Origin of the sequence: Nocardioides cavernae, from assembly GCF_016907475.1 — a bacterium.
GTDB classification, from domain to species: domain Bacteria; phylum Actinomycetota; class Actinomycetes; order Propionibacteriales; family Nocardioidaceae; genus Nocardioides; species Nocardioides cavernae.
On sequence record NZ_JAFBCA010000001.1, the window covers coordinates 3,180,970 to 3,205,528 of the forward strand.

26 protein-coding genes are annotated in these 24,559 nt (G+C 72.4%); 11 read left to right on the plus strand and 15 right to left on the minus strand.

Annotation, left to right across the window (positions count from 1 at the left end):
- Positions 1-27 precede the first annotated feature (27 nt).
- The 3 genes from JOD65_RS14970 to JOD65_RS14980 all read right to left on the minus strand — a co-directional run bounded on the left by JOD65_RS14970 (position 28) and on the right by JOD65_RS14980 (position 4,816).
- On the minus strand, positions 28-1,374 hold the full coding sequence (locus tag JOD65_RS14970) for a hypothetical protein (protein ID WP_191195719.1): 1,347 nt from the start codon (positions 1,372-1,374) through the stop codon (positions 28-30).
- 173 nt (positions 1,375-1,547) lie between these two features.
- Positions 1,548-2,774: a class I SAM-dependent RNA methyltransferase gene (locus JOD65_RS14975; RefSeq protein ID WP_191195720.1), complete on the minus strand. Its 1,227-nt coding sequence runs from the start codon at positions 2,772-2,774 to the stop codon at positions 1,548-1,550.
- Entirely contained in the window at positions 2,771-4,816 is a 2,046-nt protein-coding gene (locus JOD65_RS14980; protein WP_307821196.1) for an APC family permease, read from the minus strand. The genes JOD65_RS14975 and JOD65_RS14980 overlap by 4 nt, the downstream gene beginning before the upstream one ends.
- A 55-nt stretch (positions 4,817-4,871) precedes the next feature.
- Between JOD65_RS14980 and JOD65_RS14985 the strand changes: the two genes are divergently transcribed.
- Both JOD65_RS14985 and JOD65_RS14990 read left to right on the plus strand, forming a co-directional pair.
- Positions 4,872-5,534 carry a potassium channel family protein gene (locus JOD65_RS14985; RefSeq protein WP_191195722.1) on the plus strand — a complete coding sequence of 221 codons (663 nt, stop codon included), beginning with the start codon at positions 4,872-4,874 and terminating at the stop codon, positions 5,532-5,534.
- Between the two features lie 15 nt (positions 5,535-5,549).
- Complete coding sequence (locus JOD65_RS14990) at positions 5,550-6,221, plus strand: potassium channel family protein (protein ID WP_191195723.1); 672 nt, start codon at positions 5,550-5,552, stop codon at positions 6,219-6,221.
- A gap of 27 nt (positions 6,222-6,248) precedes the next feature.
- On the opposite strand, the gene JOD65_RS14995 is transcribed toward JOD65_RS14990, so the two are convergent.
- The 4 genes from JOD65_RS14995 to dut are packed head-to-tail and all read right to left on the minus strand — an operon-like array spanning position 6,249 to position 8,544.
- On the minus strand, positions 6,249-7,028 hold the full coding sequence (locus tag JOD65_RS14995) for a DUF3159 domain-containing protein (protein ID WP_191195724.1): 780 nt from the start codon (positions 7,026-7,028) through the stop codon (positions 6,249-6,251).
- A complete protein-coding gene (locus JOD65_RS15000; protein WP_191195725.1) occupies positions 7,025-7,387 on the minus strand; it encodes an OB-fold nucleic acid binding domain-containing protein in 363 nt (120 codons plus the stop codon). The genes JOD65_RS14995 and JOD65_RS15000 overlap by 4 nt, the downstream gene beginning before the upstream one ends.
- Positions 7,388-7,391: 4 nt before the next feature.
- The gene (locus JOD65_RS15005; RefSeq protein WP_191195726.1) at positions 7,392-8,018 is read right to left on the minus strand and encodes a DUF3710 domain-containing protein; all 627 of its coding nucleotides are present in this window, start codon (positions 8,016-8,018) and stop codon (positions 7,392-7,394) included.
- Between the two features lie 43 nt (positions 8,019-8,061).
- Positions 8,062-8,544: a dUTP diphosphatase gene (gene dut, locus JOD65_RS15010; RefSeq protein WP_191195727.1), complete on the minus strand. Its 483-nt coding sequence runs from the start codon at positions 8,542-8,544 to the stop codon at positions 8,062-8,064.
- 27 nt (positions 8,545-8,571) lie between these two features.
- On the opposite strand from dut, the gene JOD65_RS15015 reads away from it, so the two are divergent.
- From JOD65_RS15015 to JOD65_RS15025, 3 genes are all read left to right on the plus strand, one after another.
- Positions 8,572-9,030 (plus strand): DUF3093 domain-containing protein, encoded by a 459-nt coding sequence (locus JOD65_RS15015; RefSeq protein WP_191195728.1) that lies wholly within the window; start codon positions 8,572-8,574, stop codon positions 9,028-9,030.
- A gap of 10 nt (positions 9,031-9,040) precedes the next feature.
- Positions 9,041-9,373, plus strand: a complete 333-nt coding sequence (locus JOD65_RS15020) for a DUF4235 domain-containing protein (RefSeq protein WP_191195729.1) — start codon at positions 9,041-9,043, stop codon at positions 9,371-9,373.
- Between the two features lie 453 nt (positions 9,374-9,826).
- Positions 9,827-10,447, plus strand: a complete 621-nt coding sequence (locus JOD65_RS15025; RefSeq protein ID WP_191195730.1) for a helix-turn-helix domain-containing protein — start codon at positions 9,827-9,829, stop codon at positions 10,445-10,447.
- Positions 10,448-10,547: 100 nt separating this feature from the next.
- On the opposite strand, the gene JOD65_RS15030 is transcribed toward JOD65_RS15025, so the two are convergent.
- The 3 genes from JOD65_RS15030 to JOD65_RS15040 all read right to left on the minus strand — a co-directional run bounded on the left by JOD65_RS15030 (position 10,548) and on the right by JOD65_RS15040 (position 12,977).
- Entirely contained in the window at positions 10,548-10,838 is a 291-nt protein-coding gene (locus JOD65_RS15030) for a DUF4193 domain-containing protein (protein ID WP_056600397.1), read from the minus strand.
- Between the two features lie 202 nt (positions 10,839-11,040).
- A complete protein-coding gene (locus JOD65_RS15035) occupies positions 11,041-11,862 on the minus strand; it encodes an inositol monophosphatase family protein (protein ID WP_307821199.1) in 822 nt (273 codons plus the stop codon).
- A complete protein-coding gene (locus JOD65_RS15040; protein ID WP_191195731.1) occupies positions 11,859-12,977 on the minus strand; it encodes a ferrochelatase in 1,119 nt (372 codons plus the stop codon). The genes JOD65_RS15035 and JOD65_RS15040 overlap by 4 nt, the downstream gene beginning before the upstream one ends.
- A gap of 24 nt (positions 12,978-13,001) precedes the next feature.
- Here JOD65_RS15040 and JOD65_RS15045 point away from each other — a divergent pair, with 24 nt between their 5' ends.
- Entirely contained in the window at positions 13,002-14,195 is a 1,194-nt protein-coding gene (locus JOD65_RS15045; protein WP_191195732.1) for an MFS transporter, read from the plus strand.
- A complete protein-coding gene (locus tag JOD65_RS15050) occupies positions 14,192-15,514 on the plus strand; it encodes a D-arabinono-1,4-lactone oxidase (RefSeq protein WP_191195733.1) in 1,323 nt (440 codons plus the stop codon). Before JOD65_RS15045 ends, JOD65_RS15050 begins: the two co-directional genes overlap by 4 nt.
- Positions 15,515-15,521: 7 nt before the next feature.
- Here JOD65_RS15050 and JOD65_RS15055 read toward each other — a convergent pair whose 3' ends face one another.
- Entirely contained in the window at positions 15,522-16,157 is a 636-nt protein-coding gene (locus JOD65_RS15055; protein WP_191195734.1) for a trimeric intracellular cation channel family protein, read from the minus strand.
- A gap of 136 nt (positions 16,158-16,293) precedes the next feature.
- On the opposite strand from JOD65_RS15055, the gene sepH reads away from it, so the two are divergent.
- A complete protein-coding gene (sepH, locus tag JOD65_RS15060; RefSeq protein WP_191195735.1) occupies positions 16,294-17,247 on the plus strand; it encodes a septation protein SepH in 954 nt (317 codons plus the stop codon).
- 3 nt (positions 17,248-17,250) lie between these two features.
- On the plus strand, positions 17,251-18,087 hold the full coding sequence (locus JOD65_RS15065; RefSeq protein ID WP_191195736.1) for an MOSC domain-containing protein: 837 nt from the start codon (positions 17,251-17,253) through the stop codon (positions 18,085-18,087).
- Here the strand turns inward: JOD65_RS15065 and JOD65_RS15070 are convergent, their stop codons facing one another.
- Entirely contained in the window at positions 18,088-18,927 is an 840-nt protein-coding gene (locus tag JOD65_RS15070; RefSeq protein WP_191195737.1) for a sulfurtransferase, read from the minus strand. It abuts the gene before it with no gap.
- 54 nt (positions 18,928-18,981) lie between these two features.
- On the opposite strand from JOD65_RS15070, the gene JOD65_RS15075 reads away from it, so the two are divergent.
- Both JOD65_RS15075 and JOD65_RS15080 read left to right on the plus strand, forming a co-directional pair.
- A complete protein-coding gene (locus JOD65_RS15075) occupies positions 18,982-19,635 on the plus strand; it encodes a thymidine kinase (RefSeq protein ID WP_191195738.1) in 654 nt (217 codons plus the stop codon).
- Positions 19,636-19,670: 35 nt separating this feature from the next.
- The gene (locus tag JOD65_RS15080) at positions 19,671-20,015 is read left to right on the plus strand and encodes a hypothetical protein (protein WP_191195739.1); all 345 of its coding nucleotides are present in this window, start codon (positions 19,671-19,673) and stop codon (positions 20,013-20,015) included.
- Positions 20,016-20,027: 12 nt separating this feature from the next.
- Here the strand turns inward: JOD65_RS15080 and JOD65_RS15085 are convergent, their stop codons facing one another.
- Genes JOD65_RS15085 through JOD65_RS15095 form a run of 3 tightly spaced genes read right to left on the minus strand, consistent with a single transcriptional unit; the run spans position 20,028 to position 24,546 of the window.
- Entirely contained in the window at positions 20,028-21,164 is a 1,137-nt protein-coding gene (locus JOD65_RS15085) for an alkaline phosphatase family protein (protein WP_191195740.1), read from the minus strand.
- A gap of 22 nt (positions 21,165-21,186) precedes the next feature.
- Positions 21,187-21,768: a DUF5998 family protein gene (locus JOD65_RS15090; protein WP_191195741.1), complete on the minus strand. Its 582-nt coding sequence runs from the start codon at positions 21,766-21,768 to the stop codon at positions 21,187-21,189.
- Between the two features lie 54 nt (positions 21,769-21,822).
- Positions 21,823-24,546 (minus strand): GNAT family N-acetyltransferase, encoded by a 2,724-nt coding sequence (locus tag JOD65_RS15095; protein ID WP_307821200.1) that lies wholly within the window; start codon positions 24,544-24,546, stop codon positions 21,823-21,825.
- Positions 24,547-24,559: the final 13 nt, after the last annotated feature.

The following is a 24,559-nucleotide window of genomic DNA, read 5'->3' on the forward strand; positions in this document are numbered from 1 at the left end:
GCACGGGCTCCGGCCCACGCCGTGGACTCAGAAGCCCAGCACCTTTCCGAAGGCGGAGTAGAAGGCGTCGAACACCTTGGCGATCGGGTTGCTGGGCCCGTCCTCGCTGGACTTCTGCCAGAAGAGCGGGTGGGACCCGACGAACTCGTCGTCGACGAGCGGGGTCCGACGCCACAGGTAGGGCCAGAACACCTCGGTCCGGTTGACTCCCACGACCAGTCTGGAGTCGAAACCCATCACCAGGTTCTGCTCCATCCTCGTGGACCTGCCGTCGGGGTTCGTCGCGACGACGTCACCGCGACCCTGGACGATCAGGCTGCCCGTCCCGGCGAACATGATGTAGCGCACCTGCCACGTCGCCAGGGACTGGATGCCCCACCGCCACCGGGTCTCCAGGTCCGGCGAGCCGATGACCCCGACGACGTGCCGGGGACGCATCACCAGGCCGGGGTGGTCGCGGAAGTCGATGCGCATCAGGTACGCGTTGGGATCGTCGGGCGTCGCCAGCGTCGCAGTCGTGGCGTCCCCGTCGCCCGTGATCCGGCTCAGGCCGTAGAGCCCGGCCGCGAAGCTGATGAACGGCGACGACCAGTCGTAGAGGAGTCGGCTGCGGATCATTCCCTGCACCGGGCGCACGTGCTCCGAGCGCGCCGACAACACCTCGCCGTCGTCCAGCCGGACGGTCAAGGTGCGGTGCGCAGCCGTGGTGCGGAGGCTTGCGGCCTCGTTCTCGGAACCGGACGCCAGGTGGATCGGACTGTGGGCCCGTTTCACCAGCGGCATCAGCGCGAAGTAGCTGACGGTCCGCAGGAACCCGGGCGCGAGCACGAGGAGCAGCGCCGCCCACACCAGCCACGTCCACGACCGTGCCCAGAGGTTGACGACCCGTCCCGACCAGGAACCTTGCGCCTCCTGCAGGCTCCGCTCCTCGGCCTTCGCCTGGGCCAGCTCCGACTCCGTGTTGTCGATCTCCCTCCTCTCCGGGGCAAGACCGCCGTCCTCGCCAAGACGCTCGAGCTTCTGCTCGTTGGTGAGGTCGGGGTCGCCGAGGACAGCGGCATCGTCCTCGGCCTCGGTGAGGGTCCGCTCGAAGGTGGCCAGCGCATCGTCGGCCGCCTCCAAGGCCCTCTTCGCGTCCTCACAGGGGTTCGGGCCGATCGGAGAGAGCTTCTCGGGCACGCTCTCCAACGTGGTGCAGATCTCGTCCTGCCGACCCTGGACCACGGACTGCTGCTCCGAGACCTGCTGCTGCCCCTCAGCGATCTCCGTGGCGATCTCGTCCTTCAGGGACTCGGTGGCCCTGCTCTGGGCCTCGGCGTACGCGCCGTCCAGCTCCTCGAGCTCGGCCTCGAGCCCCGCACGTCGCTGTGCCACCTGCTCCAGGCGGCTCGTTCCGCCTCGGCCTCCCGGAGCACCGGGATCAGCGCCGACATCAGCAGGAGACCGAGGAAGAGGGACAGGACGACCGCCGCGAAGAGCCCCAGCTTCTTCAGCGCAAAGCCGAGGACTGCCGAGGTCAGACGCACCCGCCCGACTCTAGTTGCGCGTCACCGCGAGCCGGGGCCGACTCTCCTCAGCAGCGCCACGCACTCGACGTGGTGGGTCATCGGGAAGAGGTCGAAGGCCCGGATCGCGGTGAGCTCGTAGTCGTGCTCGGCGAAGATCGCGACGTCGCGACCGAGCGCGGCGGGGTCGCAGGCGACGTACGCCACCGCGCGGGGCCGGCGGTCGACGACCTGCTCCACCACGGCGCGCTTGGCGCCCTCGCGGGGCGGGTCGAGCACGACGAGGTCGAAGGGCTCGTCGAGCCCCGAGCGCAGCACGCGGTCGGTCGGCCCGTGCTCGACGACGGCCGGCTTCAGGGCGGCCAGGTTGGCACGGGCGTGCTGGCACGCGGCCCGATCGGCCTCCACCGCCACCACCCGGGCGCCGGTGGCCTCGCCCACGAACCGGGCGAACAGCCCGACGCCGGCGTAGAGGTCGAGTGCACGCTCGCCGGGCTGCGGGTCGAGCAGGTCGAGCACCGTGCCGACGAGGAGGCTGGGCGCCTCGGGGTGCACCTGCCAGAAGCCGTCGGAGGCGACGGAGAACGGGTGGGTGCTGCTGCCGACGGTGACGTCGTGGGTGGCGGGGTCTCGTGACGGGCCCTGCGCGCCCTCCTCGACGACCGCGGCGTCGGCGGGGCGTGCCCCCTCGGCGGCGATCAGGCAGTCGTCGACCGCGACGAGCTCGTGGGAGCGGTGGGCCCGCATGGCCGGTCGTCCGTCCGGGAGTACGGCGTACCGCTGGCGCGTGCGCCAGCGCAGGCCGTCGTCGTCGCGCCCGGCGACGGGCACGGCCTCGACGTGCAGCCCGGTCACGAGGTCCGACTCGGCGTCGAGCCGGCCGAGCCGCACGAGCTGCTCACGCACCACGGCCGTCTTGAGGTCGCGCTGCGCGGGGAGCGCGACGTGCTGGAAGTCGCAGCCGCCGCACAGGCCGGGTCCGGCGTAGGGGCACGGAGGCTCGACGCGGTCGGCCGAGGGTACGTCGACGCGGACGGCGTCGCCGCGCCAGAACCGGTCGCCGTCGGTGCCCTCGGTGATCTCGACGACGACCCGCTCGCCCGGCAGGGCGTGCCGCACGAAGACGACGCGGGAGTCCGGCTCGGGGAGCCGGGCGACGCAGTGCCCGCCGTGGGCGACGGGACCCACCTCGACCTCGAAGCGCTCCCCCACCCGCGAGCGACCGCGGGCCCGACGCGGACGGTTCTGGCGACCCCTCGGAGTGTTCATGAGTCGTCGATCTGTCGGCTCGTGCGCGAGGAGACGCGGCCCCGGCGCAGGTCACCGGCGTGCACCCGGACCTCGTCGCGGCGACGCTCCTCGGCGACCTGGGAGGACCGCAGCTGGTAGGGCACGGAGATGACCATGACACCCGGCGTGAAGAGCAGGCGTCCCTTGAGCCTGAGCGCCGTCTGGTTGTGGAGCAGCTGCTCCCACCAGCGCCCGACGACGTACTCCGGGATGTAGACAGCCACGACGCCGCGCGGGCTGGCCCGGCGGATCTCCTGGGTGTACTCCACGATCGGGCGCACGACCTCGCGGTAGGGCGAGTGCAGCACCTTGAGGGGGATGTCGAGGTTCCGGTCGTCCCACTCCTCCAGCAGCCTGCTGGTGGCCTTGGAGTCGATGCTGACGTAGATCGCCTCGAGGACGTTGGGCCGGGTGGCACGGGCGAAGGCCAGCGCCCGCAGGGTCGGCTTGTGCAGCTTGGACGCCAGCACGATCGCGTGGACCCGGGTCGGCATGACCTTGTCCTGCTCGTCGGCCGCGAGCTCGAGCTCGACCCGGGCGTAGTGGCGTCCGATGGCCTGCATGAGCGCGAAGAAGAAGCCCATCGCCAGGATCGTGATCCACGCTCCGGCGAGGAACTTGGTGATCAGCACGATCACCAGGACGACGGCGGTCAGCCCGAGGCCGAAGGTGTTGATGGCCCGCGACCGCATCATCCGACGGCGTACCGCCGGGTCGCGCTCGGTGCGCAGGTGTCGGGTCCAGTGGCGGATCATGCCGAGCTGGCTGAGGTTGAAGGAGACGAAGACGCCGACGATGTAGAGCTGGATGAGCTTGGTCGTCTCGGCGTCGAAGATCCAGATCAGCAGGATCGACATGGCCGCGAGGAAGACGATGCCGTTGCTGTAGGCGAGACGGTCGCCCCGCGAGCCGAGCGAGCGGGGCGCCAGGCCGTCCTGGGCGAGGATCGACCCGAGGACCGGGAAGCCGTTGAAGGCCGTGTTGGCCGCCAGCACGAGGATGATCCCGGTGACGGTGAGCACGAAGTAGAAGCCCGGCGGGAAGTGGTCGAAGACCCCCGCGGCGATCTGGGCGATCACCGGGTGCTGCTCGTAGCCGTCGGGCAGCGCGTCCCCGGACGCCGTCCGCAGCCGGTCGAGCTCGTGCGGGTCGACGAAGCGGATCGCCATCTGGTTGGCGAGCACGATGACGCTGAGCATCATCGAGATCGCGATCAGGGCGAGCAGCAGCAGCGTCGTCGCCGCGTTGCGGCTCTTCGGCTTGCGGAAGGCCGGTACGCCGTTGCTGATGGCCTCGACGCCGGTGAGGGCCGCACAGCCCGACGAGAACGCGCGGGCCAGCAGGAACATCAACCCGATCTGGGTGAGCGGCTCCTCCCACCCGGGTTGGGGGACGATCGTCAGGTGGGCGCTCTCCGCCTCGGGGAGGTCGCCGGCCAGCAGGCGCATCAGGCCGTAGGCGCACATGCCCAGGATGGCGAACATGAACAGGTAGGTCGGCACGGCGAAGAACGCGCCGGACTCCCGCACACCGCGCAGGTTCATCGCCGTCAGGAGGACGACCGCGACGACCGCGACCGTCGCCTCGTGGCCGATGAGCCCGTTGACGGCCCCGGCGGCGTACTGCGCGGCCGACGAGATCGACACCGCGACCGTGAGCACGTAGTCGACGAGCAGCGCGCTCGCGACCGTCACCCCGGCGTTGCGGCCGAGGTTGACCGTGGCCACCTCGTAGTCGCCGCCGCCCGAGGGGTAGGCGTGCACGGTCTGGCGGTAGCTCGCGACGACCGTGAGCATCACCAGGGCCACGGCGAGGCCGATCTTCCACGACCAGACGTACGTCGACGCGCCGGCGACGGCGAGCATGATGAACACCTCGTCGGGCGCGTACGCCACCGAGGACAGCGCGTCGCTGGCGAACACCGGCAGGGCGATCCGCTTGGGGAGGAGCGTCTCCCCCAGCTGGCTGCTGCGGAGCTTGCGACCCAGCAGGATCCGCTTGGACACGTCGCCGACACTCACGGGCGCGAGCCTAGACCCGCAGCGACCGATATCCCCGCTGGGATACGGTTCGGGCGTGCACGTCGTGATCATGGGTTGTGGCCGCGTCGGTTCGACGCTCGCCCGTAGCCTCGAGGACCGCAACCACACCGTGTCCGTCATCGACAGCGAGCCCGATGCGTTCCGGCGCCTGGGCCCCGAGTTCAACGGCGACAAGATCACGGGCTACGGCTTCGACCAGCAGGTGCTGGAGAAGGCCGGCATCCGCCGCGCCGACGCCTTCGCCGCGGTCTCCAGTGGTGACAACTCCAACATCATCGCGGCGCGAGTCGCGCGGGAGACCTTCGGTCTCCAGCAGGTCGTCGCCCGCATCTACGACCCCGGTCGCGCCGAGGTCTACCAGCGCCTCGGCATCACGACGGTCGCGACCGTGAAGTGGACGGCCGACCAGATCCTCCGCCGGATCCTGCCCGCTGGCGCAGAGCCCGACTTCCGCGACCCGTCCGGAACGATCCGCGTCGACCACATCCCCGTCCCGGAGTCCTGGATCGGCAACCGGACCGTCGAGTTCCAGATGCAGTCGCGCAGCCGGATCGCGTGGATCGATCGGCTCGGCGAGGGCATGCTGCCGACCCGGGAGACGGTCCTCCAGGAGGGCGACATGCTGCACATCGTGATCCGCGAGGAGAACGCGGCCCACGCGTACGCCGTGCTCGAGGCCGGCCCCGAAGACGACTGAAGGAACACCTGAGACATGCGCGTCGCCATCGCCGGAGCCGGAGCCGTGGGTCGATCGATCGCCCGCGAGCTGATCGAGAACGGTCACCAGATCCTGCTCATCGACAAGAGCCCCTCCGCGATCCGCCCCGAGCGGGTCCCCAACGCCGAGTGGCTGCTCGCCGACTCGTGCGAGCTGTCCTCCCTGGCCGAGGCCCAGCTCGGCAAGTGCGACGTGGTCATCGCCGCGACCGGCGACGACAAGGCCAACCTGGTCACCTCGCTGCTGGCGAAGACCGAGTTCGGCGTGCCGCGCACCGTCGGGCGGGTCAACCACCCCAACAACGAGTGGCTCTTCACCGAGGCCTGGGGCGTCGACGTCAACGTCTCCACCCCGCGCATCATGTCCGCACTCGTGGAGGAGGCCGTCTCCATCGGCGACCTCGTGCGCCTCTTCACGTTCCGGCAGGGCAACGCCAACCTGGTCGAGCTGACCCTGTCGGCCGACTCGCCCTACGTCGGTACGCCCGCCGGCCTGGTGCCGTTCCCCGACAACTGCGCGCTGGTGACGATCCTGCGCGACGGGCAGGTCTACACACCCGAGGCCGAGCAGCCGCTGGAGTCCGGTGACGAGCTGCTGTTCGTCGTTCCGGCCGAGGTCGAGTCCGAGCTCGAGCACCTGCTCTCCCCCGGCCACCACCCCGGCTGAGCCCCGTCGGTCGGGTCGGTCGGTCGGTCAGGCGGGCGCCGCGTCCGGCTCGACGGGGGTGCGGTTGCGCGAGAGCAGCCAGATCATCGACGCCAGCGCCGCGAGCTGGAGCGGCCAGCCGAGCGCGATCTTGAGCACCCCGAGGGCGGCCACCGCGGCGTCGGGGTCCATCGAGCCCGAGTTGCCGGCCAGCCAGATCGGCGCCTGCACGGCCACGCGCAGCAGGCACGGGGCGACGAGCAGCCACGTGAGCCGGCTGCACAGCTTCACGATCTGCTTGTCCTTGTGCCACGCGGTCGGGTCGCCGGTGATGCTGCCGACCATGAAGCCGACCAGCGGCCAGCCGATCAGGCACGTGAATCCGAGCACGACGGCGTACCCGCCGTTGTAGAGCAGTCCGGGCAGGAAGTAGGCCAGCGCCTGCTCCTGCTCGGAGCCGCCGGACTGGGCGGCGCGGTAGACGAAGTACCAGCCGATCCCGATGCCGAAGAGCGCGTTGAGGACGAACTGGACCGTCGAGCGCTGCACGAGCCGAACGACGAGCAGCACGAGCGCCGCGCCGATGCTGACCGACAGCGCGAGGTTGAGGTTGCTCATCGTCAGCCACGTGACGGTGAACAGGATGGTCGGCACGGCCGCCTCGGCCATGCCCCGTCGCCCGCCGAGCGCCTTGGCGAGCTGGCCCCGCACGACGGCCTCGACCGTCTCGGTGGAGGGGGTGCTTCCGAGGTGCTCGCTGGGCCTGCTGGCGGCGTGGCTGGCGGGCTGGCCGGCTGGCTGGCTGGCGGGCTGGCTGGGCTCGGTCACGGGCGCAGCTCGTAACGCGGGTTGAACATGATCGGTACGCCGTTCTGGCGCCCGATGCAGCCGGTGACGGTCACCGACCGCCCGGGGTCGACGCCGGTGATGCGCCGGCGCCCGAGCCACACCACGGTGATGACGCCGGAGCCGTCGTCGAGCTCGGCCTCGAGGGCCGGCACGCCGCCCCGGGGACGCAACGTGACCGTGCGCAGCACGCCGCTGACGACGACGTGCTCGCGCTCGGGAGCGTCGGCGATGGCGAGCGCCTCGTCGGTCGCGTGAGTCTGGCGCAGCTCGCGCTGGTGGGCCTCGGAGCTGTCCGCCCAGCGGGAGAGCGCCTGGCGCAGCCGGCTCTTCTCGGCCACGGGGTCACCTGACCCGGCGGGCGTCGTCCGGCAGCGTGACCGGCAGCGGCTCGCCCACGGGCATCGCCTGGTCGCCGCGGCGTACGACGATCTGGGCGAGCGCGTCCTCCCAGTCGGGGGCGGAGTCCGGGTCGACGGCCGGCTTGCCGAGGAAGGAAGCGCGCAGCATCCACCGCTCGCCGTTGACCCCGATGACGCGCGACGGCTGGGTCGCGGTCGTCCCGTCGGGGCGCTGCACCGGCATCTGGCACACCAACTCGGTGCCCCAGCGACCTTCGCGCTCGGTGGCCTTCCCGCCACGGCGCTCCATGTCTGCGGCGATCTGCGGGCGGACCTCGGACCACAGGTCACCGTTGCGGGGTGCCGCGAAGGCCTGGAACTCGCAGGCGCCGTCGGAACCGGCCAGCATGACCGCCCGGACCTGGCCGCTCTGCTCGTCGACCTGCAGCCGGAGCTCGCGGTCGGCGATCGGGGGCACGAGGACCGAGCCGAGGTCGGCCCGGTCGATGCCGTCGCCCTCGACCTGGGACACGTCGAACGGGCCGGTGCCGGCAGCCGGGGCGTCGGTGGCGTCCTCTGCGGAGCCGTCCGCGGTCGCCGGGGTCGTGTCAGCCTTGCGGCGGAACTTCACGTCAGCACTCCTTCGATCAGCGCTCCTTCGAACGCGTTCCGGCTCAAGGACGCGAACCGGTACCTGTAGAACCGTAGCCCCCGGCGCCCCGAACCGACTCGGGCAGCACCCCCACCTCGACGAACCGCGCCCGCTCGAACCGCTGGACCACGAGCTGGGCGATCCGGTCGCCGCGGCTGAGGGTCACCGCCTCGACCGGGTCGTGGTTGATGAGCAGCACCTTGATCTCCCCGCGGTAGCCCGCGTCGATCGTGCCCGGGGTGTTGACGATCGACAGGCCGTGGCGGGCCGCGAGGCCCGACCGTGGGTGCACCAGGGCGACGTAGCCGTCCGGCAGCGCGACCCCGATGCCGGTGGGCACGAGGGCGCGCTCGCCCGGCGCGAGGTGGACGTCGACGGTCGTGTGCAGGTCGGCGCCGGCGTCGCCCGGGTGCGCGTACGACGGCAGCGGCAGGTCCGGGTCGAGGCGGACGACGGCGATGTCCAGGTCGGGGGTCCGGTCAGGGGTCGGGTCGTGGTCGGGCACGAGGAGGGAATCTATAGGCTCTGCGCCGTGGACTACGCCGAACGCCTCACCGTTCCGCTGCGCTGGTGGGTGCAGGGCACGATGTTCGTGGCGTCCCTGTGGCTGGCCGTCCTCGCTGCCACTCCCGAGGTCGTCGCCTGGTCGGTGACGGCCGTCGCGATGGCCGTCCTGGTCGCCCTGCTCGTCGGATACGGGCGTCCCCGGGTCTCCGTGGACGGCACGACCTTCCGGGCCGGCCGGGCGCACATCCCGCTCCACCTGGTGGGTCCTGTGACGGCCCTCGACGCGGACGGCGTACGACGCCAGGCGGGTGTCGAGGCCGATGCCCGGGCCTATCTGCTGCTGCGCCCCTACCTCAAGCGCGGCGTCCGGGTGGACATCGCCGACCCGGCCGACCCGACGCCATACTGGCTGGTCAGCTGCCGCCGACCGGACGCGCTCGTCTCAGCCCTGGAGGCGGGGCGGACGCACCGAGCTGCTGGGTAGGGTGAGTTTCATGGCCTCTTCCTCCACGGACAGCTCCAGCAAGTTCTACTCGGCGTTCTCCCTCGTTGCTGCTCTCGGCGCGGCAGCCGTGGCCAAGAAGGGCCTCAACTCCTCCTGGCGTGCGGCCACCGGCAAGAACCCGCCCGCCAACCCGGCCGACCCCGACGTCAGCATCGGCGAGGCCGTCATGTGGGCGGCCGTCAGCGGCACCCTGATCGGTGTGGCGCGCATGCTCGCCACCCGCCGCGCGGCGCACTACTACGCCAAGTCGACCGGACACCTCCCCCCGCAACTGGAGAAGGACGACCAGGACGCCTCGAAGGCCCCCGCAGCCCAGTCCTGACCCCGATCCGTCCTCGCTCGGGCCGGACCGGCCGAGCCCACGAAGACTCGCATGCCCCGGGGGCCCTCCCGTCGCAGCGCGCCGGTGAGCCGTGACGGGAGCCGCCTTGAGCGCCGCTGGGCGGTGGGGCGACGTCCTCGAATCCCCGTGGACCCGCCCCCGGTCGTCCACCGGCCCGCCGTTCCCTGGCCAGTGAGTCCTTGGGCGACTCAACATCTCGCTGGCCCCGCCCGGCCCGGCCACTGGCCCGTGAGTCCTTGAGCGACTCACTGGCCAGGGCCCGAGGAGCCGGTGCCGAACAGGTCGGCCCGCGCGGATCACGGGCCAGCAATCGTCCACAACCAGGCCCTGACGCGTCCGGACGGACCCGTTGTGGACGAACGGCCGCGGCTGTCGGCCCCAAGACGTTTGCTCGTCGTACGACGACAGGCGGACGCAGGAGGAGGACGGCGGATGAGTGGTACGACGGCGGGGGTCAGGGCGGCGGACCTGACCGAGGAGGAGCTCGTGTGGCTCCACATGGGGCCGTTCGACGGCGGCCTGGCCGGGTTGATCCGTCGGATCAGGCGGATCCTCGACGTGTCGCAGCGCGGGCTGGCTGAGCTGCTCGGCGTGTCCCAGTCGAGGGTGGCGCGCTGGGAGACCGAGCGCACCAGCCCGCGGGTGAGCGTCCTGCAGCGGATGCTGAGCATGGCCGGCGTGGCGGTCGCCCTCCACGAGGAGGAGTCGGGTGAGAGCGTCGAGCCGATGCGGGCCGACGGTGCGCGCCAGCGCAACGGGAGCCGCTACCCCGCCCACGTCGACCTGCGGGTGACCGGGTGGTGGGTCCCCAGGGCCGTCCGGCGGATGACGAGCATCGGCTACTTCACCAGCAAGGACCGCTCACGACGGCTGGGGCTCCCGTCGGTCCACTACCGGACCTGCCCGCACCGAAAGCGGATCGAGCGGATGATCTTCGGCACGCCCGTCGACCACCCGGCGTTCCACCAGCTGCGGGCGGAGGCGGAGCACCTCGACGACGAGTGGCAGGCCCGCAGGCCGAGACCCTGGACGCCACCACAGCACGCCGCCTGACGCAGAGATCCCGGGCCGAGCGGGCGGCGCACACGACGAAGCGCCCGCTCCTCGCAGGGAGGAACGGGCGCGGTCGCGTTCGGAAAGTCGGGTGCCAGGCTCAGATGCAGTCGCGGCAGATGAGCTTCTTCTCATCGGCCAGCTGCGACCGGTGGTGCACCAGGAAGCAGCTCATGCAGGTGAACTCGTCGTCCTGTCGAGGCATGACCTCGACAGCGAGCTCCTCGTGCGAGAGGTCGGCACCCGGGAGCTCGAAGGACTCAGCGGCCTCGGTCTCGTCCTCGTCGACCTTGCCGGAGTTCTTGTCGTGACGCCGGGCCTTGAGCTCCTCGATGCTCTCCTCGCTCTGGTCCTCCTCGGACTTGCGTGGTGCGTCGTAGTCGGTGGCCATCGGTTACCTCTCCCCATGCTGTGGGACCCGTTCCGCCGGATCGCGGCGGTACGTCCCAGTTGTGCGCGTCGTCGGCGCCAGATTGTGCACCATGAACCGGTTCCGTGGTGAGCCGGTCCGCAACGTGTCGCCTGAACAGTGGGTGACGTCTCTCTATTCCCGCTCCGGCAGGCGGCCGCACCCTTCCCCCGCGGGCGGGCGGTCAGGCGAGAAAACCGGCCTCGGCGAGTGCTGCGACGAAGTCGTCCCACCCGTCGGCCGGGGCGCCCACCACCACGTTCCGCACCGGGTGCGAGCCGAGCGTGAACGTGCCGTCGAGGAGATCGAAGCGGCCGCCCGCCTCGCTCAGCACGAGGCCGCCCGCGGACCAGTCCCACGCCTGCGGGCCCGCCTCGACGTAGCCGTCACCGCTCCCGTCCGCCACGTGGCACAGGTCGAGGGCGCAGGAGCCCATCCGGCGGATGTCGCGGACCTCGGGCAGCAGCGCAGCGATGCAGCCGGCCTGGTGCTCGCGCACCTCGCGCTGGTAGCCGAAACCGGTGAGCACCAGCCGCTCGGCCAGGGGCGGCGACGGTCGGACGGAGATCGGGCGGCCGTCGCGCGTCGCGCCGTGCCCGAGCGCCGCGGCGTACTCCACTCCGGTCGGGATCGTCACCACGGCGCCCGCGACCACCTGGCCGTCGACCTCCGCCGCCACCGACACCGCGCAGTCCGGCAGGCCGTAGAGGTAGTTGACGGTCCCGTCGATCGGGTCGAGGACCCACCGCACCCCCGAGGTGCCGGGGCGGTCGTCGCCCTCCTCCCCCAGGATGGCGTCGTCGGGGCGCTGGGCGACGATGCGCGACCGGAGCAGCTCCTCGACCGCCCGGTCCGCCTCGGTCACCACGTCGACGGCGCTCGTCTTGGTGTCGGCGACGTCGATCCCGCCGCGACGCATCTCACGCGCCAGGGCTGCGCCCTCGTGGGCGAGCGAACGAGCCAGGTCGCGCAGGTCCTCCGGCGCGTCGGAGGGGGCGACCGTCACGAGTCGGCCCCGCAGAGGGCCGGGCGCGGACCTCGCGGGTTGGGGCAGCAACCCGCCCCGCAGACGTCGGGCCCGGCCGGCAGCGAGCCGATCGCGGGGCGTACGGGTGACTCGCCCCGCTCGGCCGCAGCCCGCTCCAGCACGAGGTCGCGGACCATCTCCACGAACCGTGGGTCGGTCCCCGAGGTCGCGGCACGCACCGCGCGCATGCCGAGCCGTTCGGCGGTCGCCATCGCCTCGGTGTCGAGGTCGTAGATGACCTCCATGTGGTCGGACACGAAGCCGATCGGCACCATCACCACCTGGCTCACCCCGTCGCTGGCGAGCTCCTCGAGGTGGTCGTTGACGTCGGGCTCGAGCCACGGCGTGGAGGGCGCCCCGGAGCGGGAGCAGTAGACGAGGTCGTGCCGGTGGGCCCGCCCCGTGGCCTCACGCACCCGGCCCGCCACCTCGTCGACGGCGCTGCGGTGCTGCTTGACGTAGGCCTTGCGCGGCTGCGCCTCGGACTCCGGCGGCGCGCCACTGGTGTCGGCCATCGCGGTCGGGATCGAGTGCGTCACGAAGACCAGGTGGGCCGCCTCGCCGTTGGTGGGCAGCTCGGCGAGCGCGGCGAGGCACGCGTCGACGACGGGCTCGAGGAAGCCGGGGTGGTTGTAGTACTGCCGCAGCTTGTCGAGTCGCGGCGCGCCATCGGTCTGCTCGACCGCGTCCCACAGGTTCTCGCGGTACTGCCGGCACGACGACCACGAGGAGTACGCCGACGTGGTGAAGACCGCGGCCCGCTGGACGCCGTCGGCAGTCATCTGCGCGAGCGTGTCGGCGAGGTACGGGTCCCAGTTGCGGTTGCCGAAGTAGACCGGCAGGTCGATGCCCTGGTCGGCGAAGTCCTTCTCCAGCGCCGCGATCAGCGCGCGGTTCTGGTCGTTGATCGGACTCCGTCCGCCGAACAGGAAGTAGTGCTCCCCCACCTGCTCGAGGCGTTCGCGCGGGATCCCCCGGCCGCGGGTCACGTTCTCCAGGAACGGCACCACGTCCTCGGGCTTCTCTGGACCCCCGAACGAGAGGACCAGGAGGGCGTCGTACGGCTTCACGTGGGGGTGACCCGCAGGATTCATGCAGCCAGAGTAGAGCGGCCTACCATGCCGCTCGTGCTCGACTCCTACCGCCGGGTGCTGGCACGACCGGGTGCGTTCGCCTTCAGCAGCGCCGCCCTCGTCGCCCGGCTGCCGATCTCCATGGTCGGGCTCGGCATCGTGCTCCTCGTCGAGGAGCGCACCGGCTCCTACGGGCTGGCCGGGACGGTCTCGGCGGTGTTCGTGCTGGCCGAGGCGGCCTTCGCGGTGCTGCACGGCCGCTGGGTCGACCACTTCGGCCAGGCGCGTGTCCTCCCGCTGGCCATCTCGGTGTTCGGCGTGGGCCTCGCGCTGATGATGCTTGCCGTCGAGCAGGACTGGCCGCGGGTCTGGACCTACGTCTTCGCGGCTGTCGCCGGCGCGGCACTCCCCCAGGTCGGCGCCAGCGTCCGCACCCGCTGGTCCCACCTCCTCGACGACCCGGCCGAGAAGCAGACGGCGTTCGCCCTCGAGGCGGTGCTCGACGAGGTCGTGTTCGTGGTCGGCCCCGTGCTGGTCACCCTGCTGGCCACCAGCTGGCACCCGGTCGCGGGCCTGACCGCCGCGCTGGTCAGCGGCGTCGTCGGCACCTTCGCGTTCGCCGCCCAGCGGCGCACCGAGCCGCCCGCCGGACGCAGCGCGCCCGCTGCCGTCCGCCCGGCGATGCCCTGGCGGCTCGTCCTGACCCTCGCCCTGGTCTGCCTGACCCTCGGCGCGCTCTTCGGGGCCGCCGAGGTCACCACGGTCGCGTTCGCCGAGGAGCAGGGCCAGCGCTGGGTGGCCGGGTGGCTGCTGGCGGCCTGGTCCCTCGGCAGCCTCATCGCCGGGCTGGTGACGGGCGCGATCGCCTGGCGCAGCGGACCCGACGTCCGGCTCCGGTGGGGCTCCGCGGCGATGGCGCTGGCGATGGCGCCGCTGATGTTCGTCGACTCCGTCCCGCTGATGGCCGTCGTGCTCCTCGTGGGCGGCCTCGCGATCGCGCCCACCATGATCGCCGCGATGACGATGGTCGAGCAGGGCGTCCCGGCCGGCCGGCTCACCGAGGGCATGGCGATCCTGCACACCGGCATCGTCGCCGGCGTCGCCCCGGGCGCGAGCGTCGCCGGGTTCGTCGTCGACCACAGCGGTGCGTCGGCGGCGTACGCGGTGGCGCTGGTCGGCGGGTTGCTCGGTGCGCTTGCCGCGCAGGCGGCCCGCCCGGCCCCTAGTCTGCGCACATGAGCTCCGCAGTCCACGGTCACCTCTGGCGCAACTGGTCCGGCCTCGAGGAGGCGGTCCCTCGCCACGTCGAGACCCCCGGGTCCGTCGAGTCGGTCGTGGACGCCGTACGTCGTGCCCGCGAGGGCGGAACCACGGTCAAGATGACGGGCACCGGGCACAGCTTCACCGCGATCGCCGCGCCCGAGCACACGCTGCTGCGCCCGGAGGCACTCACCGGGATCCTCGACGTCGACCGCGACGCGATGACGGTGACCGCCCGCGCCGGCACTCCGCTCAAGGACCTGAACCTCGCCCTCGAGCGCCTCGGCCTGTCGCTGCACAACATGGGTGACATCGCCGAGCAGACCCTGGCGGGCGCCACCTCCACCGGCACGCACGGCACCGGCGGCATCGCGGCCGGCCTGGCCGCGCAGCTCGCCGGCCTCGAGCTGGTCACCGGCACCGGCGAGGTGCTGCGCGCCTCCGCCGCCGAGAACCCGGACGTGTTCGACCTCGCCCGGGTCGGCCTCGGCGCGCTGGGCATCCTGACCAGCCTGACCTTCCACGTCGAGCCGCTCTTCGTCGTCGAGGCCCACGAGCAGCCGATGACGTGGGACGAGGGGCTGTCGTCGTACGACGAGATGGAGGCCGACTCGCACCACCTGGACCTGTACTGGTTCCCCCACACGGACCGCCTCATGGTCAAGCAGAACGTCCGCACCGACCTCGAGCCCGGCGAGCAGCAGCCCCCGTCGCGCATGGCGGCGTGGTGGGAGGACGAGCTCGTGTCCAACGCGGTCTTCGGCGCCCTCTGCCGGGTGGGATCCCGCGCCCCTGCCCTGGTCCCGCGGATCAACCGGGTCGCCGGGCGCGCGCAGTCCGAGCGCCTCTACAGCGACCTCGCGCACCGCGTGTTCGTGACGCCGCGACGGGTGCGGTTCAGGGAGATGGAGTACGCCGTCCCGCGCGAGGTCGGTCTCGACGTGCTGCGTGAGTGCCGCCGGGTGATCGACGCCAGCGACTGGCGGATCGCCTTCCCCGTCGAGGTGCGCACCGCCCGGGCCGACGACGTCGCCCTGTCGACCGCCCACGGCCGCGACAGCCTCTACCTCGCCTTCCACGTGCCGGCCGACACCGACCACACGGCCTACTTCGGCGGGCTCGAGCCGGTCCTGCGCGCTGCCGGCGGGCGCCCCCACTGGGGCAAGGTGCACACCCGCACCGCCGCGGACCTGGCCCCGGTCTACGACCGCTTCGACGACTTCGTCGCGCTGCGCGACCGCCTCGACCCCGACCGCGTCTTCGCCAACGCCCACCTGCGCCGCGTCCTCGGCGACTGAGGACTGCTCAGACGTTGGCGGGGCCCCGGGGCAGCGGGGCGCTCCAGCCGCGCACGAGCGCCAGGAGCCGCCAGACCAGGCAGGTGGTGAACCCGGCCGCCGAGACCACCACGATCGGGAGGTCGGTCCGGTCGAGGAGCACGGCGACGACAGCGCCGCACAGCGCCGGCGTCGCGTAGAGGGCACCCTCGAAGATCACCGGGACGCTTCCCGCGAGGACGTCGCGGAGCATCCCGCCTCCGATGGCGGTGACCATCCCCATCAGCGCGGCGGGCGCCGGCCCGAGCCCGTACTCCACCGCCTTGAGCGCCCCCGTCACGCAGAAGAGCGACAGGCCGACCGCGTCGAGGACCGTGATCAGACGCTCGAGCCGCCCGATGGCGGGGTGGAAGGCAAAGGTCAGCAGGCCTGCCGCGACGGGGGCGAGGAGGTAGCGCCAGTCCGTCAGCGCCGCCGGCGGCGTGGCGTCGATGAGCACGTCGCGGATGAAGCCGCCGCCCAGCCCGGTCACGCCGGCCAGGACGAGCGCGGCGAAGATGTCGAGGTTCTTGCGGACGGCGACGAGCGCCCCGGTCACCGCGAAGACGAAGATGCCGACCAGGTCGAGCGTGACCAGCGTCGTGGCGAACTCCGTCTCGGGCACACCGGAAGCCTAGGGCGCGCCGCGGGTGCAACCGCTCCCGGGCATGCCGCTGGCGTAGGCTCGAGCGACACGGATGCCCCGTGCACCGACGATCGCACGATGACCCCGACCACAGCCAGGCAGGAGCCCGCCGTCCATGGCCAAGCTGACGTTCACCGGACGCAGCAAGGACGGCAAGCGCCTGCTGCTGGTGGACGAGTCGGGCCAGGAGCACACCCTGGCGGTCGATGCCCGGCTCCGTCGCGTCATTGCCGGCGCGCCCGACAGCAACGGCCAGTTGGAGATCCCGATGGAATCAACCCTCCGCCCCCGCGACATCCAGATGCGCATCCGCGCCGGTGAGTCACCCGACGCGGTGGCGCACGCAGCCGGGACGTCGGTGGAGAAGATCATGGCGTTCGCCGCGCCCGTGATGGCCGAGCGCGCCCACGTCGCCGACCGCGCCCAGCTCGCGTCCGTACGACGCCGCGCCTCCGAGTCCGGCGCCCGCACCCTCGGCGAGGCCGTCGCCGCCCAGCTCCGGGCGCACAACGTCGACCCGGGCAGCGTCGAGTGGGACGCCTGGCGCCGTGAGGACGGCCGGTGGACCCTCACCGCGCTGTACGACGTCGCGGGCCGCGTCGGCACCGCGACCTTCTCCCACGACCCGCGCGGCAGCTTCGTGACCGTCGACGACGACGACGCCCGCTGGCTCGTCGGCGACGCCACCCCGGACGCTGCCGGTGCCACGCCGGCCTCCGACGACCTCGCCGTCGCACGGCAGCGCCGGCTCAGCTCGGTCGACGAGGACGTACCGCTGGGCGACGACGCGATCGAGATGGTCACCGGCGAGGAGTCCTCCACCACCCCGGAGGAGACCACGATGGAGCTCTCCGACACGGGCCTCGGAGCCGAGCAGCCCGTGGAGGCCTACCTCGACGATGACCGCAGCGAGCCGAACGGCGGCGAGGACCGGGACGAGCGGGCGCCCGAGCGCGACGCCGCTGCCGAGGCACCGGCCGAGCCGAAGCCGAAGCCCGCCAAGAAGCGCGGCCGCGCCTCGGTGCCGAGCTGGGACGAGATCATGTTCGGTGGGGGCAAGGGCGACTGACGCTTGAGACTCGTCCAGCTCAACGTCCACCCGCTCAAGTCCGGCGCCATCCGTCCGATCACCTCCACGACCGTCCTGCCCCGCGGCCTGGCCGACGACCGGACGTGGATGCTCGTCGACGGCGACCACCGCCTCGTCTCCGCCCGTGAGGTCCACGGCCTGTTCCACGTGGTCGCCGACACGCCGGCCACGGACCCCTCTGTCGCGGCCGCGCTGCGGCTCCGCTCCCCCGGCCACCCCGACCTGCTCGTCGACGTCCCGCAGACCGCGCCGGTCGACGTACGTCTCTTCTCCTTGCACCTCCGTGCCCGCCCGGCCGGTGCGGAGGCCGACGCGTGGCTGCGCTCGGCCCTCGGGCGCGACGACCTGAGCCTCGTCTGGTGCCACGCGCCGGAGCAGCGCACCCTCCAGCCAGGGTTCTCGCAGCCCGGCGACCATGCCGCCTTCCCGGACTCGTTCCCCGTGACGATCGCGTCCCTCGCGTCGATGCGACAGCTCAACGACTGGATGCTCGAACGCGCGCTGGAGCTCGGCGAGGAGCCGCCCGAGCCGCTGCCGATCGAGCGATTCCGGGCCAACCTCGTGGTCGACGGCTACGAGCCGTTCGCCGAGGACCGGTGGACCCGCGTCGTCGTGGGCGACGTCCCCTTCCGGATCGGCAAGCCCGTCGGCCGGTGCGTGATGGCGACCCTCGACCCGCTCACGCTGACGACGGCCAAGGAGCCGACGCGCACGCTGGCCCGGCACCGGCGGGTCGAGGGCAAGGTGTTCTTTGCCGTGCACCTCGTCCCGGAGACGAGCGGCCGGATCAGCGTCGGCGACGCCGTCCGGGCCGACTGATCACCCGGTCGCGACCGGCCGCGCGGGGTCGGCGATCCAGCCGCTCCAGCTGCCCGGGTAGAGCGCAGCGCTGATGCCGGCGACCTCCATCGCGAGGAGGTCGTGAGCGGCGGTCACCCCCGAGCCGCAGTACGCGGCCACCGAGGACGCCGTGTCGGCGCCCACCCGGGAGTACACCTCCCGGAGCCGCTCCGGCGGGAGGAAGCGGCCGCGCTCGTCGAGGTTGGCGGTCGTCGGGACGTTGACGGCGCCCGGGATGTGGCCGGCGACGGGGTCGACGGGCTCGGTGTCGCCGCGGAACCGCTCGGGCGCCCGCGCGTCGATGAGCACCTCGACGAGCGGCACCTCCTGCGGCCCGACGGCGGCGGCGAGTGAGCGGTCGGAGACGGTGAAGTCGCCCGGCTCGACGTCCACCGGCCCGGCCTCGGCCGGGTGGCCGTCCTCCCGCCACGCGGTCCAGCCGCCGTCGAGGACGCGGACGTCGCGGTGGCCGTGGTGCCGCAGCAGCCACCAGGCGCGGGCGGCCGCCCGACCCTGCCAGTCGTCGTACACCACCACGGGCCGGTCGCCGCGCACACCGGCGCGCCGCATGGCCGCCTCGAACCGTGCCGGATCGGGCAGCGGGTGCCTGCCGCCGGCGCCCGGCGGGTCGGCGAGGTCCTCGTCGAGGTCGACGTACGCCGCTCCGGGGACGTGGCCCGCCTCGTGCTGCTCCCGACCGGGCGGACCGCTCATGAGGTAGCGCACGTCCAGCACCGTGACCCGGCCGAGGTCCCGGGCCAGCTCGTCGGGGCTGGTCAGGGGGCCTCGCGAGAGGTCACGGGGAAAGTCCTCGTCCATGCGCGGCACGGTAGCCGCCGGGCCGGGCGGAGGCTGTGACAGGATTCCCGGGACATGGCTGAACTGCACTTCTTCACGGGCACGATGGACTCCGGCAAGTCGACGCTGGCGCTCCAGACCAACCACAACCACGCCGCCCGCGGACGCGTCGGCCGGATCTTCACCACGCATGACCGGTCCGGGCAGGCGGTGCTGTCCAGCCGGCTGGGGCTGACCCACGACGCGCTGGAGGTCGACGCCGGCTTCGACTTCTGGGCCTACGTCGTGGACACCCTGACCAGGGGTGGCCGGATCGACTACCTCATCTGTGACGAGGCCCAGTTCTACGCCGCCGCGCAGATCGATCAGCTCGCCAAGGTCGTCGACGAGCTGCAGATCGACGTCTTCGCGTTCGGCATCCTCACGGACTTCCGTACGCAGCTCTTCCCCGGCAGCGCCCGGCTCGTCGAGCTCGCCGACCGGATGAACGTGCTCCAGGTCGAGGCGCTGTGCTGGTGCGGCAAGCGCGCCACCCACAACGCACGCACCGAGAACGGCGCGATGGTCGTCGAGGGCGAGGTCATCGTGGTCGGCGACGTCGACCAGGTCGACGAGCCGCCGGCCGACGTCGCGTACGAGGTGCTGTGCCGCCAGCACCACCGCCGCCGCCTCACGGCCGCGCGCGCCAAGGCGGTCAGCCTGGCGCCCGAGCCACTGCCCTTCGGCTGACCCCGGCCGGTGCGCCGGCACCCTACGATCGTGGGATGGACGAGGACGCGGCGCTCGGCGCCGGACGTACGGCCGGACTCTCGACGCTGGTGATCGGCTCCGCGCTGGTGCTGGCACCCCGCTGGGTGGGACCGCTGGGCGGGATCACGGACGCGCGCACCGCCCGCGCGGTCGGGCTCGTCGACCTCGCGCTGTCCCCCGGGCTGCTGGGCGGCACCCCGCGGTGGCCGTGGCTCGCGGCGCGCACGGTGGCCAACGTCGCCACGGCCACGGTCGTGGCCCGGGGCGGCTGGACGGGCCGCGCCACCGCCGCGAGCCTGCTCGCGCTGACCGCGGTCGACGGCCGGGCCGCCAAGGTCCTGTACGACGCGGGCCGCTGACGCGACCGTCGTTCAGCCGACCAGGATCGGGATCAGCATCTCGGCCGGGGTGAGCGAGCCGTGGAGCCCGACGAGGGTGTCCTCGTAGGCGAAGTCGCGGGAGGACATCACCGCGGTGTCGTCGTGGCAGGCGACCATCACGTCGCCCAGGCGCGGCAGCACTCCTGGCGACACTGCGCCGAACCACCCGCGCCCGATCGCCTCCTCGCGCGTCAGCACGGTGGCCCGGTCCCCCAGCACCTCGCGCCAGGTGGCGACGACATCGGGTACGGCACCGGCGGCGCAGTAGAGGTGCCGGAACCTCGCCTCCCCGCCGAGGAGCGCGACACCGTCGCGCATCCCGTGGACCTCGTCGACGTCGATCCGGGCGTCACGGGGGCTGTCGACCATGCCGTGGTCGGCGACCACCAGCAGCCGGGTCGAGGCGGGCAGCGCCTCGCGCAGCTGCTCGGCCTCGGCGTCGACCATCGCGAGCTGCTGGAGCCACTGGGTCGAGGCGACGCCGAACTTGTGCCCGGTCCAGTCGAGGTCGGAGTCGTAGACGTAGGTCAGCGACGGCTGGCCCGCCGATGCGGCGACGGTCGCGGCGATGCGCTCGCCCACGCGGTCCGCGCCAACGTACGTCGCCCCGCGCTGCGACGCGACGGTCAGTCCGGACCCGTCGAAGTCCCGCTTGTTGACCGAGGTGACGTGGACGCCGGCGTGCGCCAGCCGCCCGAGTGCGGTCGGGTGCGGCTGCCACTCGACGGGATCGACGCCCTTGTCCCACCAGAGGTGGTTGAGCAGCCGGTCCGTGCCCGGGATCCGGGCGGTGAAGCCGACGAGCCCATGCGCACCGGGCACCAGCCCGGTGCCGAGCGAGGTGAGCGAGGTGGCCGTCGTCGACGGCACGCCGGCGGTGCCGATCGCGGCCCCGTCGAGCAGGGAGGAGAGGTAGGGCGCGGAGTGGGCGTAGCGGGCGAGAAGCTTCGCGCCCATCCCGTCGATGAGGAAGACGACGTACGACGGTGCGGGCGGGAGCTCGAGGCCGACCGGGTGCCCGTCGAGCTCGACGCCGAGGGCGCGCGCGACGGAGGGCACCACGTCGGCGAGCGAACGGTCGCCGTAGGCCGGCGGGGTGAAGCCCGCCGGCTCGGGGGCGGCGGTCACCGCCGGGTGCTCGGTGGGGTGGTCATCCGCGGGTGCGCGCGGACAGCGCCTCCGCGAAGGCGAGCAGGCCGGCCACGGCGTCTGCTCCCTCGGCGGCGGCCGACACCCGCAGCGTGTAGTCGTCGCCGGCCAGGGTGCCGGTGTAGCCGTGGTCGGCGTCGCAGCTCGGGTCCGAGCACGCGGCCGGCTCGAGGTCGAGCCGTCCCACGCCGCCCCAGCCGATGGTCAGCACCGCCTCGGCGGGCGGGGCGACGCCCTTGGTCGGGTTGGCCACCATGCGCGTCACCACCACGGTCCGGATGGACGTGAGGGTGACGGCCTCGGTGGTCGTCGAGGTGTAGGGCTCGGGCAGCAGGTCGTCGCCGGGGTGCTCGTCGGTGTGCGCGATCACCAGCCGGGTGGGCGTCAGGAGCAGCGCGGTCAGGTGACGGCGTACCTCCTCGTGGTCGAACGTCGTCTCGTGGTGGACGAAGTAGGACACGACCTCCTCGCCCCCGGCCGCCGAGAAGACGCCGTCGGCGACGACGTCGGGGTAGTAGCCGGTGCGTTGGATCGCCTTGCGGAGGTCGTGGGAGACGTCCGCGTCACGGGTGGAGCGGGGCATGGTGGCAAGTCTGTCACGCCTCGGTCGACCGCACCCAGCGGTCGACGCCGTCACCTAGTCCGGCAGCGTGTCCCCGGGCATCGTGCTGAGGCGCCGGACGAACCAGTCGGACCGCGGGTCCTTGACCGGCTCGACCCGCACGCTGGCCCCGAGGACGGTCGCGCCCTCCGCCCCGGCGAGCACCAGCGGCAGCTGCAGCGCGCGCACCTGCGGCAGGTCGTGCTGCAGCTGCGCCACCTGGCGCACGAGCCGCTCGATCTCGGCGACGTCGACGATCTCGCTGCCGCGGTAGCCGAAGAGCAGCGGCGAGGCCTTGATCTCGCGCACCATGTCCTGGGCGTCGTGGTCGGCGAGCGGCGGGATCCGGAAGGACCGGTCGCCCAGCAGCTCGGTGAGCGGGCCCCCGATGCCGAAGGACAGGACCGGGCCGAAGAGCGGGTCCTCCATCGTCGCGATGGTGACCGGCACGCCCGGGGGCGCATTGCGCTGCACGACGAAGCCGGCGTTGTCGGGGTCGGTGATGAGGCTGGTGAGCGAGCGCCAGGCCTGTGACATCTCGTCGGGCGTGTCGATGTTGCGCCACACGTGGGCCAGGTCCGGGCGGTCGCGCAGGTGGTCGGCGGTCGCCTTGAGGACGACGTCCCAGCCCAGCGCCTCGCCGGCGGTGGTCGCCTCGTCGAGGGTGGCGACGGCGTAGGTGTCCCACAGGTCGATGCCGTAGGCGGTGAGCAGGCGGTACTGCTCGTCGAAGTCGAGGTCGCGTCCCTCCGGGTGGCGCATCAGCACCTCGTTGACGAGGTGGCGGGCCGCGTCGAGGTCGTTGACGCCCGGCTCGACGAGCGACGCCTGCGGCACGCGCAGCCACACGGCGTACTCCACGACGTGGGCGAGGGCGCGGACGGCCGCCTCGACCGCGGGGTACGACGGCACCGACCCGCGACCGGCGCTGGAGCCGGCGACGTCGGGCACGCGCAGCAGCTCGGGGACGCCCTCGGTGCCGAGGAACGTCGACACGATGGGCTTGTCGGACTGCTCGCCGACCGCTGCGAGCACGTTGGCGACGTCCTCCCGGGCGCCGGCGACGTTGAGTGGCGGGATGAAGATCGCGACCACCGCGTCGACCTCGGGGTCGTCGATCGCGGCGTCGAGGGCGTCCTCGAAGTCCTCCGCGGTCGCGTCCGCGCCGAGGGCCTCCTGCCGGTTGACGACGAGGCCGACCGAGTTGGCGGCGTCGGCAGCGAGCAGCCCGAGAGCGTCGGAGTTGCCGACGATCGCGACCCGACGCCCCCTCGGCAGCGGCTGGTGGGCGAGCAGCTGGGCGACGTCGAACATCTCCTCGAGCGACTCGACCTGGATGATCCCGGCCTGCCGGAACATCGCGTCGACGGCCTCGCCCGGCGCACCGATCTTGCGCACGGCGTGCCCCATCGGCACACCCTGGGAGCTGCGGCCCGACCGCACCGCGACGATGGGCTTGCGGCGGCTCACCCGCCGGGCGATGCGAGAGAACTTGCGCGGGTTGCCGATCGACTCGAGGTACAGCAGCACGACCTCGGTGGCGTCGTCCTCCTCCCAGTACTGGAGGAGGTCGTTGCCGGACACGTCGGCGCGGTTGCCCGCGCTCACGAACGTGGTGAGGCCCAGTCCACGGTTCTGCACCTTCTCGAGGATCGCCGAGCCGAGCGCACCGGACTGGCAGAAGAACCCGGCACGGCCACGCGGCGGCATCACCGAGGAGAGCGAGGCGTTGAGCTGCACGTCGGGGTCGGTGTTGATGATGCCGAGGGCGTTGGGGCCGATCAGGCGCAGGCCGTAGGAGCGGGACAGCCCGACCAGGCGCCGCTGCCGCATCCGGCCCTCCTCCCCGGTCTCGGCGAAGCCCGACGAGATCACGACCAGGCCGTGGACGCCCTTGGCCGCGCAGTCGAGCACGACGTCCTGCACCGACTCCGCCGGCACGGCGACGATGGCGACGTCGACGTCGCCGGGGATGTCGCCCACCGACTTCCACGCCGGCATCCCGGAGACCGAGTCGGCGCTCGGGTTGACGACGTGGATCCGGCCGGTGAAGTTGCCCAGGACGAGGTGGCGCACCAGCGCGCGGCCGATGGTGTCCTGCCGCCGGCTGGCGCCGATGATCGCGACCGACTTCGGCGAGAAGAAGCGCTCGATCGAGGCGTACTCCGCGCGGTGCTCACGCTGCTCCATCACACCGAGGGCGGTGTCGGTCGGGTCGATCCGGAACACCAGCTCCATCACGCCGTCCTCGAACGTGCTCTTCACCTGGTAGCCGGCGTCCTTGAAGGTGTGGATCATCGCCTGGTTGTCGGGCAGCACCTCGGCGACGAACTCGTCGATCCCCCGCTCGCGGCCCGCCTGGGCGAGGTGCTCGAGCAGGAGCTGGCCGATGCCGCGGCCCTGGTGGGCGTCCTCGACGAGGAAGGCGACCTCCGCGTAGCCGGGCCGGATCATGTCGTAGCGCCCGACGGCGATCATGTGGCCGGCCACGAGCAGGATCATCGCGACCCGGTCGCGGTGGTCGACCTGGGTGAACCGGTCGAGGTCGCGCTCGGAGAGCTCGGGCATCGGCGAGAAGAACCGGTAGTACTTCGACTGCTCCGAGACGCGGCTGTAGAACTCGACCAGCAGCTCGCGGTCCTCCGGCTGGATCGGCCGGATGTGGGCCGTGCGCCCGTCGCGCAGGAGGACGTCCGCCTCCCAGTGCCGGGGCGGACGCATCGTCCGCACCTGGTCTGCAGCAGCGTCCGCTTCGGTCACGACTGCAATCTAT

What these genes read in the sequence shown, in the direction of transcription:
- JOD65_RS14975 (WP_191195720.1), bottom strand. Translation starts at nt 2,774, where the DNA reads ATGAACACTCCGAGGGGTCGCCAGAACCGTCCGCGTCGGGCCCGCGGT.
- JOD65_RS14990 (WP_191195723.1), top strand. Translation starts at nt 5,550, where the DNA reads ATGCGCGTCGCCATCGCCGGAGCCGGAGCCGTGGGTCGATCGATCGCC.
- JOD65_RS15020 (WP_191195729.1), top strand. Translation starts at nt 9,041, where the DNA reads ATGGCCTCTTCCTCCACGGACAGCTCCAGCAAGTTCTACTCGGCGTTC.
- JOD65_RS15025 (WP_191195730.1), top strand. Translation starts at nt 9,827, where the DNA reads ATGAGTGGTACGACGGCGGGGGTCAGGGCGGCGGACCTGACCGAGGAG.
- JOD65_RS15030 (WP_056600397.1), bottom strand. Translation starts at nt 10,838, where the DNA reads ATGGCCACCGACTACGACGCACCACGCAAGTCCGAGGAGGACCAGAGC.
- JOD65_RS15040 (WP_191195731.1), bottom strand. Translation starts at nt 12,977, where the DNA reads ATGAATCCTGCGGGTCACCCCCACGTGAAGCCGTACGACGCCCTCCTG.
- JOD65_RS15045 (WP_191195732.1), top strand. Translation starts at nt 13,002, where the DNA reads ATGCCGCTCGTGCTCGACTCCTACCGCCGGGTGCTGGCACGACCGGGT.
- JOD65_RS15050 (WP_191195733.1), top strand. Translation starts at nt 14,192, where the DNA reads ATGAGCTCCGCAGTCCACGGTCACCTCTGGCGCAACTGGTCCGGCCTC.
- sepH (WP_191195735.1), top strand. Translation starts at nt 16,294, where the DNA reads ATGGCCAAGCTGACGTTCACCGGACGCAGCAAGGACGGCAAGCGCCTG.
- JOD65_RS15070 (WP_191195737.1), bottom strand. Translation starts at nt 18,927, where the DNA reads ATGGACGAGGACTTTCCCCGTGACCTCTCGCGAGGCCCCCTGACCAGC.
- JOD65_RS15075 (WP_191195738.1), top strand. Translation starts at nt 18,982, where the DNA reads ATGGCTGAACTGCACTTCTTCACGGGCACGATGGACTCCGGCAAGTCG.
- JOD65_RS15080 (WP_191195739.1), top strand. Translation starts at nt 19,671, where the DNA reads ATGGACGAGGACGCGGCGCTCGGCGCCGGACGTACGGCCGGACTCTCG.
- JOD65_RS15090 (WP_191195741.1), bottom strand. Translation starts at nt 21,768, where the DNA reads ATGCCCCGCTCCACCCGTGACGCGGACGTCTCCCACGACCTCCGCAAG.